Here is a 16,531-nt window from a genome sequence, read left to right as displayed (position 1 = left end):
GCCGGGCGCCACCAGGGGCCGCGAGACATAGGCAGCCGCCGCCTCGAGATTTGCGAAACGCCCGAGATCGCGGTCCAGCGTTTCAAGATGTCGAAGCTCGAGATCCTTGTCAGACATGGTCCGCCTTTCTGTTCCGCCGGGTGCTAAGAAGAAATCGACGGCCTGACAAGGCGGATCCGACAAAAGAACGGGCGCCGCTCCTCCACATGCCATTGCTCTGCCCTGGCGGGCGTAAGCGATCAGGGTCAGCGTTGGGGAAAAGCGGCCGATCAAGAAACACCCGTCACGGTCATCGTGCCATCAGCACCCTCTGGCCTCGATATCGAAGCATGCGCGCGACGGCTGCAAGGCGCGGCCTTTACCACCTCAGCCAACTGCATTTTCGCCGCGCCCTGCGGTTGCCTGCAGCTATGACCTTGGTTAGCCTTGTTCCATACAACACGGAGCTGCACATGAAACTCAGGGCATTCCTCGCCGCCATTGCCGTCGCCGCCTCGCTTGGGCCAGCCGCTTCGGCGCAAGAGATGTCGTTCTTCCGCATCGGCACCGGCGGCACGGCCGGCACCTATTACCCGATCGGCGGGTTGATCGCGAACGCGATTTCCAACCCACCAGGTTCGCGCGCCTGCGAGGATGGCGGTTCGTGCGGCGTGCCGGGACTGGTTTCGACGGCGGTGGCTTCGAACGGTTCCGTGGGCAATGTCAATGCGATCAACGGCGGCGCGATGGAAGCCGGCTTCAGCCAGTCCGACGTCGCCTATTGGGCGCAGACCGGCACCGGCCTGTGGGAAGGCCAGCCCGCCGTCGAGAAGCTTCGGCTGATCGCCAACCTCTACCCCGAAAGCATCCATCTGGTGGCGCGCAAGGACGCGGGCATCGCCTCGGTCGCCGATCTCAAGGGCAAGCGGGTGTCGCTGGACGAACCCGGCTCGGGCACGCTGGTCGATGCCAAGATCATCCTCGACGCATACGGCCTGTCCGAAAAGGACATCACGCCGGAATATCTCAAGCCGGACCAGGCGGCGGACAGGATGCGCGACGGGGCGATGGACGCCTTCTTCTTTGTCGGCGGCTACCCGGCAGGCGCGATCGCGGAACTCGCCAGCCAGCATGGCGTGACCCTGGTGCCCATCGCCGGCCCCGAGGCCGACAAGCTGCGCGAGACCTACAGCTTTTTTGCCGCCGACACCGTTCCAGCCGGGACCTACGAGGGGCAGGACGCCGATGCCGCAACCCTTTCGGTCGGGGCGCAGCTTGTGACCAGCGCCGACCAACCCGAAGAGCTGATCTACGGCATCACCAAGGCCATTTATAACGAAAACACCCAGAAGCTGTTCGCCGCCGGCCATGCCAAGGGCAAGCAGATCACCCTGGACAACGCGACTCTGGGCGCCGGTATCCCCTTCCACCCGGGCGCCGAGCGTTTCTACAAAGAGGCCGGCAAACTGAAATAAGCAAGCCCGCAAGCCGACGAAGGGATGCGGCCGAGCTTCGGCCGCACCCCTTGGCCTTTGAACTGCACGGCAGGAACTTCCCATGACCCAGACCACCTCCCAGCTTTCCGAGGATCAGCTTCGCGCGCTGGAAGAGGAATACGATCCCGAGGCTCGCTTTCGCACGGTGACGCGCCCCATCGCCATCCTGACCGGGGTAATCCTGTTCCTGCTGTCCTGCTATCACTTCTATACGGCGGGCTTCGGCATTCCGCGCGCGACCACGCATCGCGGGCTGCACATGGGCGTGTCGCTGTTCGTCATCTTCCTCAGCTTCTCGGCCCTGGCGAAGAACCGCCACCGGACGGACGGCTTCGCCATCCTGGGCGTGCCGGTGACCGACTTGCTGCTGGCCCTGGGCGGCGCGGTCAGCGCCTTCTATGTGCCGTGGATCTATGACCAGCTGCAGTTCCGCGTGGGCAACCCCCTGCCCGTCGACATTGCCATGGGCACCGTCCTGCTGGTCGTGCTGATGGAGGCCGTGCGTCGATCCATGGGCTGGCCGCTGCCGCTGATCGCCGGGCTGTTCATCGCCTATGCCTATTTCGGCAAGTCGATGCCCGGCATCCTGGTCCATCCCGGCGCCGACTGGTCCAACATCGTCAACCACCTCTACCTGACTTCGCAGGGCATCTACGGCACCGCGCTTGGCGTGATCGCCACCTATGTGTTCCATTTCGTGCTGTTCGGCGTCATGGCGCAGAAGATCGGGCTGGGGCAGCTTTTCATCGACCTGGCGACCGCGCTGGCGGGGCGCTTTGCCGGCGGGCCGGCCAAGGTCTCGGTCATTTCCTCGGCCATGCTGGGCACGATCTCGGGTTCGTCCATCGCCAATACGGTGACCACCGGCGCGCTGACCATCCCGGCCATGATCAAGATCGGCTTCAAGCGCCATTTCGCGGCGGCGGTTGAAGCGGCCTCCTCGACCGGCGGGCAGATCACGCCTCCGGTGATGGGCGCGGTCGCCTTCCTGATGGTCGAATACCTGGGCATCCCGCTGCGCACCATCCTGATCGCCGCCATCGTGCCGGCCTTCATGCATTTCTTCGGCGTGCTGGTGCAGGTGCATCTGGAGGCCAAGCGCCTGGGCATCCGCGGCCTGCGGCAGGAGGAACTGCCCAAGGCCTGGAAGGTCCTGCGCGAGGGCTGGCTGTCGGTGTTTCCGCTGGTGCTGCTCGTGTGGATGCTGATGTCGGGCCGCACCCCCTTCCTGTCGGCCTTCTGGGCCATCACGGCCTGCATGGCGGTCTATCTGATCCAGCGGATCATGGCGGCGGGCGTGCTGGAAGGCATCAAGGAAGCCGCGACCGGCATCTATGAAGGCTTCGTCGCCGGCGCCCGGCAATCGCTGGCGGTGACGGCGGCGGCGGCGCTGGTCGGCGTGGTGATCGGCATCGTCACCCTGACCGGCGTGGGCTTCAAGATCGCCTTCATGGTCACCTCGGTCGCGGCGAACTGGGCAACATCGCTGCACGGGCTGCTGGCCCCGCTGCCGTTCGAACTGTTCAGCATCGAGACGCTGACGCTGCTGTTCACCCTGCTGATGACAGCGGTGGTCTGCGTGCTGATGGGCTGCGGCGTGCCGACGACGGCCAATTACATCATCATGGTCGCCGTGGCGGCGCCGGTGCTGGGCATGATGAATGTGGAGCCCCTGGTGGCGCATTTCTTCGTCTTCTATTTCGGCGTGCTGGCAGACGTGACGCCGCCAGTCGCGCTGGCAGCCTATGCCGGCGCGGGCATCGCCGGTGCCAACGGCTTCAAGGCCGGCAACACAGCCTTCCGGCTGTCGATGGGCAAGGCGCTGGTGCCCTTTGTCTTCGTTTTCTCGCCTTCGCTCCTGCTGGTCACGCAATCCTTTACCCTGCCCGATTTCCTGCTGGCCTTTACCGGCGCGGTTCTGGGCATCGTGGCCCTGTCGGCAGCGATCACGAACTGGCTTTTCGGGCCACTGCTGCTGGTCGAGCGAGCGTTGCTGCCCATCGCGGCACTGATGATGATCGCGCCCGAAGTCATCTCGACCGTGATCGGTGCAGCAATCCTCGGCCTGGTTGTTCTAAGGCAATACCTCGCGAACCGCTCCGGTCCGCGACAAGCGCCAGCTGCATGACGCGCGGAGGTCAAGCAGCCGGTGCGGGTCAGGCCCGGGCAGGTCTTGGCTGAACATCATTGATCAAGGCGCGACCACGATCTCGCACATCCGGCCCTGAATAGCGGGCAGATCTGCGAACTGGCACACATGATGTCCATTTGACGCCGCCACCGGCAGCCACAAACCGGGCCGCCCGGTGGTCGGCATGAACCCCGCAGGGTGCGGCGCCTGCGATACGACCCCACTCCTGCAGCAAACATGAATGGCCGGTATGGGAGCGGTTGGGCGCGGCCTGACCGTCCGTTTAGGGCCGGCCGGCACCCCAACTGGCGCTCACGCCTTCAGCATCTTGACGACTTGCCGTGCCGTGGCTTTGGCCGAGCTTGAATTCTGCCCTGTGACCAGCCTGTCGTCGGTGACGATATGGGGAACGAAGGGCATCCGCCTGAACGGCATCGACGCGCCCGAAAGCGCGCAGCCTTGCCGGGACGCCCGTGGCAAGACCTGGCGCTGCGGCCAGCAGGCGGCGCTGGCGCTGTCCGACCGCATCGCCCGCCGGTCGGTCAGCTGCCGGCCGACCGGCACCGAGCGTTATGGCCGGGTCGTCGCGGATTGCTTTGCCGCAGGCGAGACCCTGAACCGCTGGATGGTCGGCCAGGGCTGGGCTGTGGCCTACCGGACGTATTCGACGGCCTATGTCGATGCCGAGGACAGCGCCCGCAGCGCCGGGCGCGGGATCTGGCAGGGCCGTTTCGAGATGCCCTGGGACTGGCGGGCCGAGCGGAGCGGCGCGCCGACCCCGGCACCGCTGCCGCGGCTCCTTGAATTGGCCGGTCGCGACTGGTCCTGCAGCCCACGCAAGACCTGCCCGGCAATCGGCAGCTGCGAAGAGGCCAACTGGTATCTGCAAAACTGTGCCTGGGGCGGCAAGCTCGACCGCGACAACGACGGCATCCCCTGCGAGAGTCTGTGCTGAGGACAGCGCTTTCCGAGGCCCGTGGGAACCGCGCGGCTCAGCTTTTGCTGCCCGTCATCTCCAGCCATTGCACCAGCGCACGGCGGATCATTTCCGGGCGAGTGGGCAGGTCTGGCTCAACGCGACGACGGTCGTCGATGGCCTCGATCAGTTCGCGTGGGAGGCGAAGATTGATAGCCTCGGTATCCTTTTTAGGTGGGGCCACGCAGATTCCTCTCGCTCGATATTGACACCATGATACCGATGTGCCATATTGAAACGTCCGAGACAAGGGTTGCAGCCCAAGTCCCGGCCTAATCACGGTCAACCCTTAGGAGATCGACCATGACTACTTGCCTTTCTATCAGCCCGGGCCACGCGACGGAAGCGCCTGCCCTGCCGTTTACCCCCACACCGATGACGCAGCGCTTTGCGTTCATGCAAGCCGCGCTGGCGCTCTATCTCGACGCCGAGCGCGATCTGACGCAGTCCGGCGCCTGGGATCCGGCCTGCGACCACTGGCTGCGGGATGCCGAGGCGGCGCGGACGGCGCTGGCGGCCGCGCTCGACGCGGTCTGCGCGACCGGGCCCGTGCGGGCCCAGGACCGGCCGCTGCGCCAGCTGGCGCGGATCGCGCGGGTCATGCTGCTCGCGACCGACGAGGCCGAGTTCGCCCAGGCCCATGGGCTGATCGCCGCCTTCGGCGCCGTGCTGCGCTGCCCCGGCAGCGGCCCGGTCGATCGGCATGTCGACCGGATGCTGGCCGAGGCCCGCGCACAGTTGGCCGCGGTCGCGGCGCTGCCGGATTATGCGCCGGAGGTGGATGATAGCGCCGGCGTCGATCTTGCGCCCGCCGCCGTGATCGGCGCGCAGGACAGCGCGCCGCGCCAGACCTTGCCCACCGGCCTCCCCCGCGCCGCCGACATGGCGCGCAAGCCCTCCCCGACGCCCCGCGACCTGCCCGGCGCCGCGGCCGCCTGACCGGCGCTTTCCGCCGCCCTTTCTCCCCCGAAGGGCCGCGCCGTTCCCCGCGCGTGATCGCCAGACACCGCGCCTGACCCATCACCCTTCCCGGATCCTGCCGCCGCCCCGGGCCACGCCGCCCGCAGGCGCGACCTCATGCACCCTCTGACCAGGGAAGGATCTTCTCATGTGTTTTTCCACCACCCCCGGCGCCGCGCCGGCGCGCTCCACGGCCCTGCCCCCGCTTTCCCGCCCCGATCCGGCCGCACTGGCAGGCGACCGCCGCCGCCAAGGGCTTTCGCATCCTCGCCCGCGTCCATGACCGTTATCACCTGCTGCTGCGCTGCCGGACCTGCCGGCGCGACTTCCCCGCCAAGCTCTTCGTGCTGATGCGCGGCCAGCCGCTCTGCCCGCATTGCCTGGCCGCGCGGCGCGCCGCGCTGGCGGCGGAGGCAGGCGTCGCCTTCCTCGGCCCCGATCCGGACCATACCGCCTACGGCCAGTTCCGCGCCCCCTGCGGCCACATCCTGCGCCGGCAGTTCGACCTGATCGCGCGGGTCGCGCGCGGCGAGACCGGGCTGCGTTGCGAGACCTGCCACGCCGCGCGCGAGGCGGCCGAGGCCCGGCGCTTCGGCTGGCAGCGCCTCGGGCCCTGCCCGTCGGGGCGGCCGAATTACAGGCTTTATCGGCACCGCTGCGGCCATGTGCAGCGCGTGGCCCAGGCCAACATGCTCTGGGACCAATGCGACTGCGCCGGCTGCGGCCAGAGCTGGAGCGCCAGGCCGAGCTTTCTCTATCTCTTCGAGATCCGCCTGCCGGCCCGCGGCCCCCGCCCGGCGCGGGATTACCTGAAGCTCGGCTACAGCGCCCATCCGGTCAAGCGCCACCGCCACCAGCTGGGCCTGCCGCCGGAGGCAGGCGTCGCCGTGCTGCGGGTCGTGGCCATGGCTTCGGGCCACGCGGCCTGCGCCTGCGAGATCGCGCTGCACCGCCAGCTGCGGCGCGCCCACCCCGATGCGGTGGTGCCGAGGGCGGAGTTCGCCGACGGCATCAACGTCACCCGCGAGATCTATCGTCCGGCGCTGCGTCCGGTGATCGAGGCGGCGCTCGACCGCGTCGCGGCCGACGCCGACGCCGACGCCGGCGCCGGGCTGTCCTGACCACATCGCCGCGCCGCCGCCTCGGCGGTGTTCCCACGCGAACAAGCCGTTCCACCCATCCACGACGACACGCCTCTGCGTGCCGCGCGCCCTGCCGCGCCGCGCCCCGGCCTCTGGAGATCCTGCATGACCGCACCCAAATCCGCCCGCCCCAGCCCCGCGCCCGCCTGGCTGCCCTTCGCCCGCACGCTGCTGCACCGCCTGCGCGAACCCACCGGCGAGGCGCTGCCCGATCCCGATCTTGCCGCCGACCTCGGCCTGGCCAGCGCGCCCGCGGCGCTGACGCCCCGCACCCTGCTGACGGCGCTGCGCCTGGCCGCGGGCCTCGGCGGCCAGGCCGCCGTCACCGCTGCCCTGCGACCCGGCGCGCTGACCCTGCTGCGCGGGATCCCGGCCGAGGACATCGCTCTGCTGCGCCATGTGCTGCCCTCCCTGCTGCCCGGCGCCTGGCGGATCCGCGAGCTGAAGCCGGACGACGGCGCCCCACGGGAGCACCCCGGCGCCACCACGCTGCACCTGATCACGGCCCCCGCGCCCGGGCGCGGTGACGCGCTGCAGCACCCGCTGATCGCAGGCCTCGACAGCGCCGCGCCGCTGCTGATCCTGCTTGCCGAGGGCGCCGCGCTGCCCGACGCGCGGCCCGGTCGGCATGCGGTCATCCACGAGTTCGCGCCGATCGGCGCCGAACTGGTCTGGGCGCTCCTCGAGGCCCTGCAGCGCCTGCCCCGCCAAAACGCGGCGACCGATCGGGCCCTGCTGCGCCAGGCCTTCGACACCGGGCTCCACCTCGACAGCACCGATGTGCTGCTGGCCCTGCGCGCGCCGACCCTCGCCGAACTCGCCGAACGCCTCGCCGCGACCCACAGCCCTGCGCCGGGCGACGCCGCCGCGCCGCCCACCCTCGACAGCCTCACCGGCGACAGCCCGGCGCTGCAGGCCGCGCGGCACCTGGTCGAGGATCTGCGGCTCTGGCGCGCCGGGCGCCTCGACTGGTCCGAGATCACCCGCAGCGCGCTCTTTTACGGCCCGCCCGGCACCGGCAAGTCCTGGCTCGCCCAGGCCATGGCGACCTCGGCGGGCGTCAGCGCGATCACCGGCAGCTTCGGCGAATGGCAGGCGGCGGGGCATCTGGGCGAGATGCTCAAGGCCATGCGCCGCACCTTCGCCGAGGCCCGCGCCCGCGCGCCGGCCGTCCTGATCCTCGACGAGCTCGACGCCGTGGGCAACCGCGAAGACAACGCGGGCTCGAACCAGAACTACCGCGTGCAGGTCATCAACGCCTTCCTCGCGCTGATGGACGAGATCGCCCGCGCGCCCGGCGTCATCGTCGTCGCCACCTGCAACCACATCGACCTGATCGACCCGGCGGTGCTGCGCCCGGGCCGCTTCGACCTCAGGGTCGAGGTGCCGCTGCCCGATGCCGCCACGCTCGCGGGCGTGCTGCGCCGCCACCTGGCGCTGCCCGAGGCGGACCTCGCCGCGCTCGCCCGGCATTGCGTCGGCCTGAGCCTTGCCGAATGCGACGCCGAACTGCGGGCGGCGCGGGGCGCGGCGCGCCGGGCCGGGGTCGCGCTCGACGCGGCCGGCCTCATGGCCCGGCTCGGCGCCGGGCGCGATCCGGCGATCGACCGCCGCGTCGCCCTGCACGAATGCGGCCATGCCCTCGTCACCACCGCGCTCGGGCGCGGCACGGTGCAGCGCCTGGCGCTTGCGGGCAGCGGCGGCACGACCCGGATCGCGCGCCGCCCGCAGGCCGGGCTCATCGCCGACCACACCGACCTGCTGGCCGAACTGATGGCCGGCCGCGCCGCCGAGCGGCTGGTGCTGGGCGCTGTCTCCGCCGGCGCCGGCGGCCCGCCGGACTCCGACCTGGCGCTGGCCACGCGCGTCGCGCTCGATCTCGAGACCCGCTACGGCCTCGGCGCCGAGGGGCCGCTCTGGTTTGGCGACAACGCGGCAGCCTGGCGCGACCCCGATCTGCGCGCCCGGATCCGGCGCCACCTCGAGGCCGCCGAGGCCCGCGCCGCCGCCCTGCTGGCCCCGCATCGCGCGCTGCTCGAGGACATGGCCGCCGCCCTGGTGAGCCGGCGCGAGCTTTCCGACGACGACCTTACCCCCTGGCTCGGGCGCCTTGATCTGGAGGTCGCCGCGCAAGCGATGCTGGACATCGAACAGCCAACGCCGCCGCCCGACTGAACCGCCGCGCCTCCGAACCCCTGCGCCCTGCCGCCATCGCCGCCGCCGAACCGCAGCCATCGCAGTCCACCAAAAGCGCCGGAGCCCCCGTCATGCCGCAAGCCACCACCCGGCGCGACCTCATCGCCGTGCCGCCGGATGCGGTTGATGCCCTGCGCCGGAAGTTGCGCGCACTCGATGATGCCCTCACCTCGGCCCGCGCCACCCTCATATCCCGTCGGCAAGACCATACTGCGGCGCTCGCCGACGGCCTGCCCGAAGATCCGCCTGAGACTCTCGGCCGAGTTGGAGGGCCTTGCGACAACGCGCTCGCAGCGCATAGGAGCGATTGCGGCGGAGTTCCAGCACGATGCACAGACCCGTGCGGGCCTCGCCGGGCTTGAGGCCAGGATCGCCACCGCCCGCACGGAACTGGATGTCTGGGCCGCAGTCAACCTTGCCGCCGGATCGCGCAATGGCGACCGTTTCACCCGCATCGCGCAATCCATCACGCTGGATGTCTTGGTCGGTCACGCCAATCATCATCTGGCCGATCTGAATCCCCGTTACCGTCTGCGCCGAGCAGCCGATCTGGCGCTTCAGGTCGAGGATCGTGACATGGGTGACGAGCCGCGCGCCACCCGGAGTCTTTCTGGGGGCGAGCGTTTCCTGGTCTCACTAGCCCTTGCACTTGCCCTGTCGCGGATGGGCGGCAAAGGCGCCTGGCCTCAACCCTGTTCATGGACGAGGGCTTTGGCTCGCTCGACGCAACCAGTCTGGATCTGGCCATCGACGCGCTGGAAACCCTGCAATCTCAAGGTCGGCAGGTTGGCGTTATCAGCCATGTGGAGGCGATGAAGGATCGCATCACCACCCGGATCAATGTGCGCAAACAGGGTGGTGGGAAAAGTGTGATCGAGATCAGCGGATTGGCTTGATGATTGACAGGGGTGAAGAAAGGGCCTCCCCTCATCACCCGAGGCCATGGCCAAAGCGATCATATCCACTGTCATCGCCATGGCAGAACGAAGCGAAGTCGCGCTACGGTCTGTTGCGGCTCGATAGCATGAATCTGGCGAAGCAGAAACATAGACTTGGAAAGTTGAATTTCCTCATGGTACGTCCTGTTCTGACGCTTCAAGCTGGCAAAGCTACAAGCAGACTGAAAAGGACGTCAGATGCTGCATGCATTGAACAACAAGAAAGCTCGGCTCGACCGCATCATCAAGGGCGTCGCCAAGCAGCCGCGCGAGGACCTGATCACATCCACGCTGTTCGGCTCGCTCGAATTCATGACGGATGTATCGCGTGCCGAAGCGCTGAAAGCGCTGCTGGGACTCGAACTGGGACCTGCCAGCAGAATGACGATGTGGCCCAAGTTTTACCATGGAAGCCAGAGAGTCGAGCCTGACCTCGTGATCGTTGACGGACAGGAATGCCACATCGTCGAGGTCAAGTGGGGGGCGCACCTAGGCATCCGCCAGCTTGAGCGGCAGCTCGACGCTGTTGGGACGTGGGACTGCCACAAGGACCGCGATCTGCTGGGTTCTGGACCGCGAAAGGTGAAGAGCCTGACCATCCTGGGATTTGAGCGGCATCATGCAGCGCAGGTTGCCGAATGCACCGGGGCAGTCGTGCCGATCAGGCAGCGCACCTGGCAAGAGGTGGCCCGCGACATGTGGAAACTGCAACTGGAGTCGACGGACGCCCTGGCGGCTTGGGCACAGCAGGTGCACCAGTTCCTGACCAACACCCCCAAGGCCCGAACCATGACGGGATGGCCCGACCTGGTGCCGGTTGAGCCCGGTCACCTGAAATTCCACGCAATACGTCCTCTGGATCTGGTTCCTGTACCTGCCACAGCCTGGACGTTTCCATCCGGCGAAGACCTTCCCAACTGACAAAGGCAACGTGATGAGCGACAAGATAATATGGCAATCGGCCCGCAACATTCTTGACACGGTGAACAGCCTGGAGGCGCTTGGCGACGTGGTCGGGCGTTCCATCATGGAGACGTTCCAAGGCAATCATGTTTCGGACGACGGTTGGGGTGCGCAGGGCGAACATGATGACTGGATCGAACCGATGTTCGTTCGCAACTTCAGCCTAAAGAGACACAAAAAATCCAACGCAAAGATCACGCGCTGCATATCTATCGGGTTCCAACTGACCAGCGATGCATCGGAACTCGAATGGAACCACGGTCAACGGGCGAAGCTATTGGTCGCGTCCAGCGAAACAGACCATTTCGCTTTTGGCACCAGCTTTCCGAATGCCGGTGGTGAAGCCGAAGACATGACTGACGATGAGGCTCCCGAGCGTTACAGCAGCGATGGCTTCCGGTGGATCGGAGAGCGGTGCGGGGACTGGTTCTATGCCGTCCCGCTTGACGCGCTCAAGAGCGAGGCCGACGTGCAGCGTCTTGTCGCGAACCCCCTTGCCCGGCTCATCGGCGGTGACGCCAGCGAGGCTGTGCTCGGACCCATCAAGGACAAGCTTTGCCTGCCGCCCCAGCATCAGGAACTGTCGGCCGAGGCGTCCTGATCGCGCAGGGCTTGGCGGGCGGCCTCGATCCTGTCGCGCCAGGCGACCCGCAGGGCTTCGGGTGCGATGATCCGCACCCGATCGCCCCATCGGAAAAGGTGGTCGCACATCTCCTCGATGCCGCCGGCAGTAAAGCGGACGGTCAGGCTGCCATCGGGCTCGTCGGTCACCGTCTGGGTCGGGTGGAACTGCCAGAGCCGCGCCTCGGGCGCAGCCTCGGGCAGGAAACGCCATTCGACCATCATCGGCTCCTCGCGCCAGACGCCAAAGGAACCGGACAGCCAATCCGACAGATCGAGGTCCTCGGGTGGCGTAAAGATGGTATCCAGCAGTTCGACCCTGTGCAGGTTTGCCAACCGGAACAGCCGCAGGTCGTCAACATAATCGCTGTAGGCGAGCAGATATTGCCGGCCCGATCCCATCAGCAGGGCGATGGGACCAAGCTCGATGCTGCGGGACAGCTTGCCCGATCCGGCATTGAGATAGTCGCACTCGATCCATACCCCGGCCAGGATCGCCTGGCGCAGGGCAGACAGCACCGGCTCGGACAGCGTCTCGCGCGGGCCGGGACGCAAGGCGACACCATCGGCCTGAAGCAGGGCCTCCATGTCCGGCGCAAGGCGGGTGCGGGATTGCGGGCTCATTGCCGCCTGCAATCGGTCTGCCAGTGCCGACATGCGATCTGCGGTCGGAAGGTCGCCCTCGCGTCTCAGCAAGACCTCGGCCCTGTGCAGCGCGGTCAGGTCATCGAGCGTGGGAGCCAGCGTGCGCGACAATACGGATGACGTCAGAACCCATCGCTTGGGCGGACCTTGGTCGCCCTCTTCCATCTGCGGCAGGGCGCGCAGCAACGCATCACGCATTCGCTCGGCCGCGCGGCGTTCGATCCCTGCGATGTCCTGGATGTCGGTAAGCGAGATCCCGTCTCGCCTGGCCTCCATTCGCAGGATGATCCGCAACAGCGACTCCAGTTTGGCATAGCGCGCGTCTGTCACCAGTCCTCCTCGGCGGCCATGCCGTCGACGAGGTTCGACACTGGCGGGGCCGGCATGGACAGGGCCGCCAATTCTGCCTCATCGGGCGTGACTGGCGTGAAACTCCACTGGTCCACGCCAACGTTCACCTGGCCCCGTGCCCCACGCCACCGAGTATGGACGTGGCCGAAGGCATTGATCGTCCCCGTCCGCACACCGTTCCATGTCAACAAAGGATAGTGGCACAAGACAAGACGCTGACGGCCCGTGTCCAGTTCGTAAAGATCATGCACCGAGGCCCAGGGGCAAGCCGATGCAAGCCAGTCCGGGTCATGGTTGCCGCGGATCAGGTGCTTGCGGCCAGGCAGCGCCGCGAAGGCGGCACAGGCAGCAGCACGGCCTGCTTCGGTCTCGCAGGCGGCAAAGTCGCCGAGGATCCACAGGTCGTCCTCGCCGGCAATATGCGCGGCGCGCGCGATCATCGCAGCATCCATTGCAGCCGTCGAAGGAAAGGGACGCGCAAAGAAGCGCCGGACCGGATCATCGGCGAAATGGGTATCGGCAGTGAGATAGTGCGCCATGCGCTCCTCCAGCGTCGCCCAGCAATTATGGGACCGCTTTTGCCAGGGGCAAGGGCAAGGCAGGCCCGGCACGTCCCATAATGACGTATCCGGTCGCTAGAGTAACCTCATCGATCACAACGACTGGATTCTCATGACGCTCAACCTTGTCAACATCTCTGACTTTCACGCTCTGATCGACGAGGAACTGGCAGAGGCCGATCCCGTCCTGGCGCCGTGGCAGCCAAACGCAAGACGTTTCCTGCGAAGGCACCTTCTTGATTGCAGCCATGCCATTCGCGTTCATCCATCCGGCAGCGATCCCGAATGGATGCACGAGCGTGTTGCAGAAGGGAAATTGCTTCACCGGCTGGAAAAGCGTCATTTGCGCCAAACAAGACTGAACGTGGGCCAGATGGTCGATCACCTGGCCGAGGTTGCAGCGGTGGCCGATGATCCTGACCATCCCCTTGGTCGTCAAGCTGCGTCATTGCTGAGGTCACTTCCTCATGCCGGGCGCCCGAAGGTCGGCAGGGTCGCGCCCGTCGTTGCGCTGGTCAGGGCCTTTCCCGAACGCGCCAGAAATGCCCTGCTCAGGACAAATCGGCACAAGCCGATCTGTATACCCGAGACGATTAAAGCAGGAGGGCTGACGGGAACACGGTGCACGACGATCCGCGAGGTCCTGAGTCTTGGAAGCGAGGCTCGCAACTGCCTGGCCTCGCCGATGAAGCGGCATCTCGGTATCCAGACAGGCGAGGAAGAGATCTGGGCCCTGCGCTCAGCCAACGACCTAGTCGCCGTATTGGCCATCAAGAACGACCCGCGCCGGCTGGTCGAGTTGAAAGGCCCCGACAACGTGGCCAGCGTGTCGGGCCATGGCGCCGATCTGGCCGACTGGTGCCGCGCGGCCGGGGTGCTGGTCAGCCGACGCTGTGAGATCCGCCTGACAGACATCCTGCCGGCGCAAATAGCGCTTCCCGAGGAATTCGAGGACGAAGAGAGCCCAGGGATGGATAACTGGTTCGACCTGGATTGATGGGGGCGCGTCCGTCAAGGTGGTGTAATTGCCGGGATAGCCTGAGGTCATGATCAGGCGGCCTTTGTGGTGATGCTGAGGATGGGGTCGATCTCCTCCTTGTCGATCTGGGCGAATGCCTCGACCATCATGTATCGGCTGGATGACCACCTGCCCCGCGCCGTGGTTGGGACCGCTGCGACCGCGCCCAGTTCCACCCGGCCCGCATGTGATTCCCGTGGAATCTGGCGCTTCAAGTTTCCTGGCTCTGATTCGCGACTCGTCCTCGCCCCTTAGCAAGGCTCCTCGGTGTGCCCACAAACGATGTTTGCGGCCCTCCGAACCCTTGCGAGGGAGATGCTCTCCCTTCGAACCCTCTGGTCCGCGCCACGGCACGGAAAGGCTGATCCGGGGGGGCTCCGGCGCTGGCTGCGCTGCCGATCTGGCCGATCTCGCGCAGCAACTATGTCTTGGTATTTACAGGCGATTGGCGATGCTCGGGGCGGAAGGAGACCTTCCATGACCCAATCCGATGCCAAAGATACCAGGCGCAGGAATGCCCCTAAGGGCCAGGGCACCAGCCCGAAGTTCGGCGTGCGCCTGCCGCCTGCGACCCGCGCCATTCTGACCCAAAGGGCAAAGGCAGCAGGCCTGTCCGAGGGCGCGCTGATCCGCGCGCTGATCGAGGACGCCGCCGTCGCCACTGCCACGGATCGGGCCGCGCGCCAGCAGACCAACGCGCAGCTGGCCCGCATCGGCAACAATCTCAACCAGCTCGCCCGCCATGCCAACAGCCGGCGCGGCGATGCCGATGCCGCCCGCCTGGCCGCTGCGGTGGCGGAGTGCCGCGCTGACCTGCGCCGGATCTTCGCCGCACCAGCCCGGCTGGAGGCGCGCTGATGCTGATCAAGTTCCTCAAGCACACCGGCGCCGCCCGCAAGGGCCAGGAGGCCGATCCCGATGCCCGCCGCGCCATCGCCTATCTGCTCGGCAAGGTGGTGCTGAAGCCCAGGGCCGCCGGCGGCCCCAAGGTCCCGACGCCCCGCGCCACCAAGCCGATCCACATCTCGGGCGAGGCCTGGCTGGTCAGCCGGACCTGCGCCGCCCTGCCCTTCCAGCACCGTTATGCCTCGGGTGTGATCGCCTTCGACACGGGCGACATCGACATCGCGGCCTGGACCCAGGGCGATCCGGCCCTGCGCGGCATGACCGAGGCGCTGATGCGCGATTTCGAGGACCTGGCCTTTGCCGGCATCCCCGAGGACCGTCGCCCCGAGGTGCTCTGGGTCGCGCATACCGACAAGCGGCGGCTGGAGCTGAACTTCCTGTTTGCCCGCGCGGTGATGGACAGCCGAGGCCGGCTCACGGCGATCAACCCCAAGCCGCCGGAAAAGATCGGCATCGCGATGTGGGAGGCCTTCCGCGACAGCTGGAACCATCGCCATGGCTGGGCCGACCCGCAGGCCCCCGAGCGCCACCGCGACCTGAAGCTGCCCGGCTCGGTCATCAGCACCCCGGCGCGCGATATCGAGGGCAACCCGACATTCGACATCCGCCAGGAGCTGGCCATCGAGATCGGCAACCAGATCGACCTGGGCCGCATCGCCAGCCGCGACGATGTCCTGACCTGGCTGGAGGGACAAGGCCACCGCATCAAGCGCAAAGGCCGTGATTACATCTCGGTCGAATGCCTGCTGTCCCGCGACCGCAGCGACCCGCCGGACGCGCCCGAGCGATACGCCAGGGCGATCCGGCTGCGCGGCGATCTCTTCGATCAGCGCTTCACCTCGCCGGCCTGGCTGGACGAGTGCGGCTGGACTGCCGGCGGCCTAGCGCCGCAGCGGCGCGACATGCGCGGCGCGGCCGATGAGCTCGCACGGCTGAGCGCGCTGCGCGCCGCGCATCATCGCGACCGGCTCGGCTGGCCGGAGCAGGCTCCGGAGCCCGAGCCCGAAGCGCCAGTTGACATCGAAGGCCTGACCTGCGCCTGGGCGCCGCCCGCGCCGGACAGTCCGACTGGCATCCGCGCCAAGGCCCGGCGTCCGAGTTTCGACGAGACCCGCCTGCCCGAGGACCTGATCGCCAAGCTGCGCTTTGTCGATTATCGCACGGGCCGGATGTGGCTGCAGGACGGATCCTCGATCGAGGATCTTGAGGATCGGCTGAAGCCCCAAAGCCGCAGTCACGACACCATTCGCCTGATCATCGCCCAGGCGCGGCTGAAGCGGTGGTCCGGCATCTCGGCGCGGGGCGACGCCGCCTTCCTGCGCGAGGTGACGCGCGTGGCCTTCGCGGAAGGTCTCGAGATCGCCGGCCGGGATGCAGGGATGGACAGGATCGTGCAGGATGAACTCGCGCGGCTGCGCGCGGCGCGGGGTCAGGCGGAGGTTCTGGAGGGCGGCGCCGGGACACCGGGAGATTCGGAGCGCGCACAAACTCCGGATGCTCGCGATGCCGTACCCGGCAGAAAGGGCAATCCGGCAACCCCGTGGTTCGAGGAGCCTATGGACCGCGACACGCTCATCTCGAGCACGTTGGCCATGTTATCCGGCAAACACGATGCCGATGCCGATGCCGATGCCGATGCCGATGCCGAT

The 16,531-nt window shown here is 67.4% G+C and carries 16 protein-coding genes; 12 read left to right on the top strand and 4 right to left on the bottom strand.

Annotated elements, in window-relative coordinates; translation table 11 throughout:
- Window positions 1–452: 452 nt before the first annotated feature.
- The 3 genes from E3D03_RS18605 (at window position 453) to E3D03_RS18595 (ending at window position 4,561) form a co-directional block, all read left to right on the top strand.
- Window positions 453–1,454 (top strand): TAXI family TRAP transporter solute-binding subunit, encoded by a 1,002-nt coding sequence (locus tag E3D03_RS18605; RefSeq protein ID WP_105291506.1) that lies wholly within the window; start codon window positions 453–455, stop codon window positions 1,452–1,454.
- A gap of 82 nt (window positions 1,455–1,536) precedes the next feature.
- Window positions 1,537–3,603 (top strand): TRAP transporter permease, encoded by a 2,067-nt coding sequence (locus tag E3D03_RS18600; RefSeq protein ID WP_263568187.1) that lies wholly within the window; start codon window positions 1,537–1,539, stop codon window positions 3,601–3,603.
- A gap of 397 nt (window positions 3,604–4,000) precedes the next feature.
- The gene (locus tag E3D03_RS18595) at window positions 4,001–4,561 is read left to right on the top strand and encodes a thermonuclease family protein (RefSeq protein WP_263568186.1); all 561 of its coding nucleotides are present in this window, start codon (window positions 4,001–4,003) and stop codon (window positions 4,559–4,561) included.
- 37 nt (window positions 4,562–4,598) lie between these two features.
- Here the strand turns inward: E3D03_RS18595 and E3D03_RS18590 are convergent, their stop codons facing one another.
- Entirely contained in the window at window positions 4,599–4,766 is a 168-nt protein-coding gene (locus E3D03_RS18590) for a ribbon-helix-helix protein, CopG family (protein ID WP_146113009.1), read from the bottom strand.
- A 119-nt stretch (window positions 4,767–4,885) separates the two neighbouring features.
- On the opposite strand from E3D03_RS18590, the gene E3D03_RS18585 reads away from it, so the two are divergent.
- The 3 genes from E3D03_RS18585 to E3D03_RS18575 all read left to right on the top strand — a co-directional run bounded on the left by E3D03_RS18585 (window position 4,886) and on the right by E3D03_RS18575 (window position 8,859).
- Window positions 4,886–5,521, top strand: coding sequence for a hypothetical protein (locus E3D03_RS18585; RefSeq protein ID WP_263568185.1), 636 nt, complete (start codon window positions 4,886–4,888; stop codon window positions 5,519–5,521).
- 365 nt (window positions 5,522–5,886) lie between these two features.
- A complete protein-coding gene (locus E3D03_RS18580) occupies window positions 5,887–6,663 on the top strand; it encodes a GIY-YIG nuclease family protein (RefSeq protein WP_263568184.1) in 777 nt (258 codons plus the stop codon).
- Between the two features lie 126 nt (window positions 6,664–6,789).
- Window positions 6,790–8,859 (top strand): AAA family ATPase, encoded by a 2,070-nt coding sequence (locus E3D03_RS18575; RefSeq protein ID WP_263568183.1) that lies wholly within the window; start codon window positions 6,790–6,792, stop codon window positions 8,857–8,859.
- Window positions 8,860–9,066: 207 nt separating this feature from the next.
- Here E3D03_RS18575 and E3D03_RS18570 read toward each other — a convergent pair whose 3' ends face one another.
- Complete coding sequence (locus E3D03_RS18570; protein ID WP_263568182.1) at window positions 9,067–9,372, bottom strand: hypothetical protein; 306 nt, start codon at window positions 9,370–9,372, stop codon at window positions 9,067–9,069.
- Window positions 9,373–9,578: 206 nt separating this feature from the next.
- Between E3D03_RS18570 and E3D03_RS18565 the strand changes: the two genes are divergently transcribed.
- From E3D03_RS18565 to E3D03_RS18555, 3 genes are all read left to right on the top strand, one after another.
- Window positions 9,579–9,776: a hypothetical protein gene (locus tag E3D03_RS18565; protein ID WP_263568181.1), complete on the top strand. Its 198-nt coding sequence runs from the start codon at window positions 9,579–9,581 to the stop codon at window positions 9,774–9,776.
- A 240-nt stretch (window positions 9,777–10,016) separates the two neighbouring features.
- Window positions 10,017–10,739 (top strand): hypothetical protein, encoded by a 723-nt coding sequence (locus E3D03_RS18560; RefSeq protein WP_263568180.1) that lies wholly within the window; start codon window positions 10,017–10,019, stop codon window positions 10,737–10,739.
- Window positions 10,740–10,752: 13 nt separating this feature from the next.
- Complete coding sequence (locus E3D03_RS18555) at window positions 10,753–11,382, top strand: hypothetical protein (RefSeq protein ID WP_263568179.1); 630 nt, start codon at window positions 10,753–10,755, stop codon at window positions 11,380–11,382.
- Here E3D03_RS18555 and E3D03_RS18550 read toward each other — a convergent pair.
- Window positions 11,355–12,377, bottom strand: coding sequence for a helix-turn-helix transcriptional regulator (locus E3D03_RS18550; protein WP_263568178.1), 1,023 nt, complete (start codon window positions 12,375–12,377; stop codon window positions 11,355–11,357). The genes E3D03_RS18555 and E3D03_RS18550 overlap by 28 nt on opposite strands.
- The gene (locus E3D03_RS18545) at window positions 12,374–12,937 is read right to left on the bottom strand and encodes a metallophosphoesterase (protein WP_263568177.1); all 564 of its coding nucleotides are present in this window, start codon (window positions 12,935–12,937) and stop codon (window positions 12,374–12,376) included. The genes E3D03_RS18550 and E3D03_RS18545 overlap by 4 nt, the downstream gene beginning before the upstream one ends.
- A gap of 133 nt (window positions 12,938–13,070) precedes the next feature.
- Here E3D03_RS18545 and E3D03_RS18540 point away from each other — a divergent pair, with 133 nt between their 5' ends.
- The 3 genes from E3D03_RS18540 to E3D03_RS18530 form a co-directional block, all read left to right on the top strand.
- Complete coding sequence (locus tag E3D03_RS18540) at window positions 13,071–13,955, top strand: hypothetical protein (protein ID WP_263568176.1); 885 nt, start codon at window positions 13,071–13,073, stop codon at window positions 13,953–13,955.
- Between the two features lie 498 nt (window positions 13,956–14,453).
- A complete protein-coding gene (locus E3D03_RS18535) occupies window positions 14,454–14,834 on the top strand; it encodes a MobC family plasmid mobilization relaxosome protein (RefSeq protein WP_263568175.1) in 381 nt (126 codons plus the stop codon).
- Window positions 14,834–16,531, top strand: a 1,698-nt coding sequence (locus tag E3D03_RS18530; protein WP_318013773.1) for an LPD7 domain-containing protein, incomplete at its 3' end; no start/stop codon positions are given. The genes E3D03_RS18535 and E3D03_RS18530, both read left to right, overlap by 1 nt.

Origin of the sequence: Paracoccus sp. DMF, assembly GCF_004407025.1 — a bacterium.
Lineage (GTDB): Bacteria > Pseudomonadota > Alphaproteobacteria > Rhodobacterales > Rhodobacteraceae > Paracoccus > Paracoccus aminovorans_B.
This window is presented reverse-complemented; position numbering and strand designations above follow the sequence as displayed.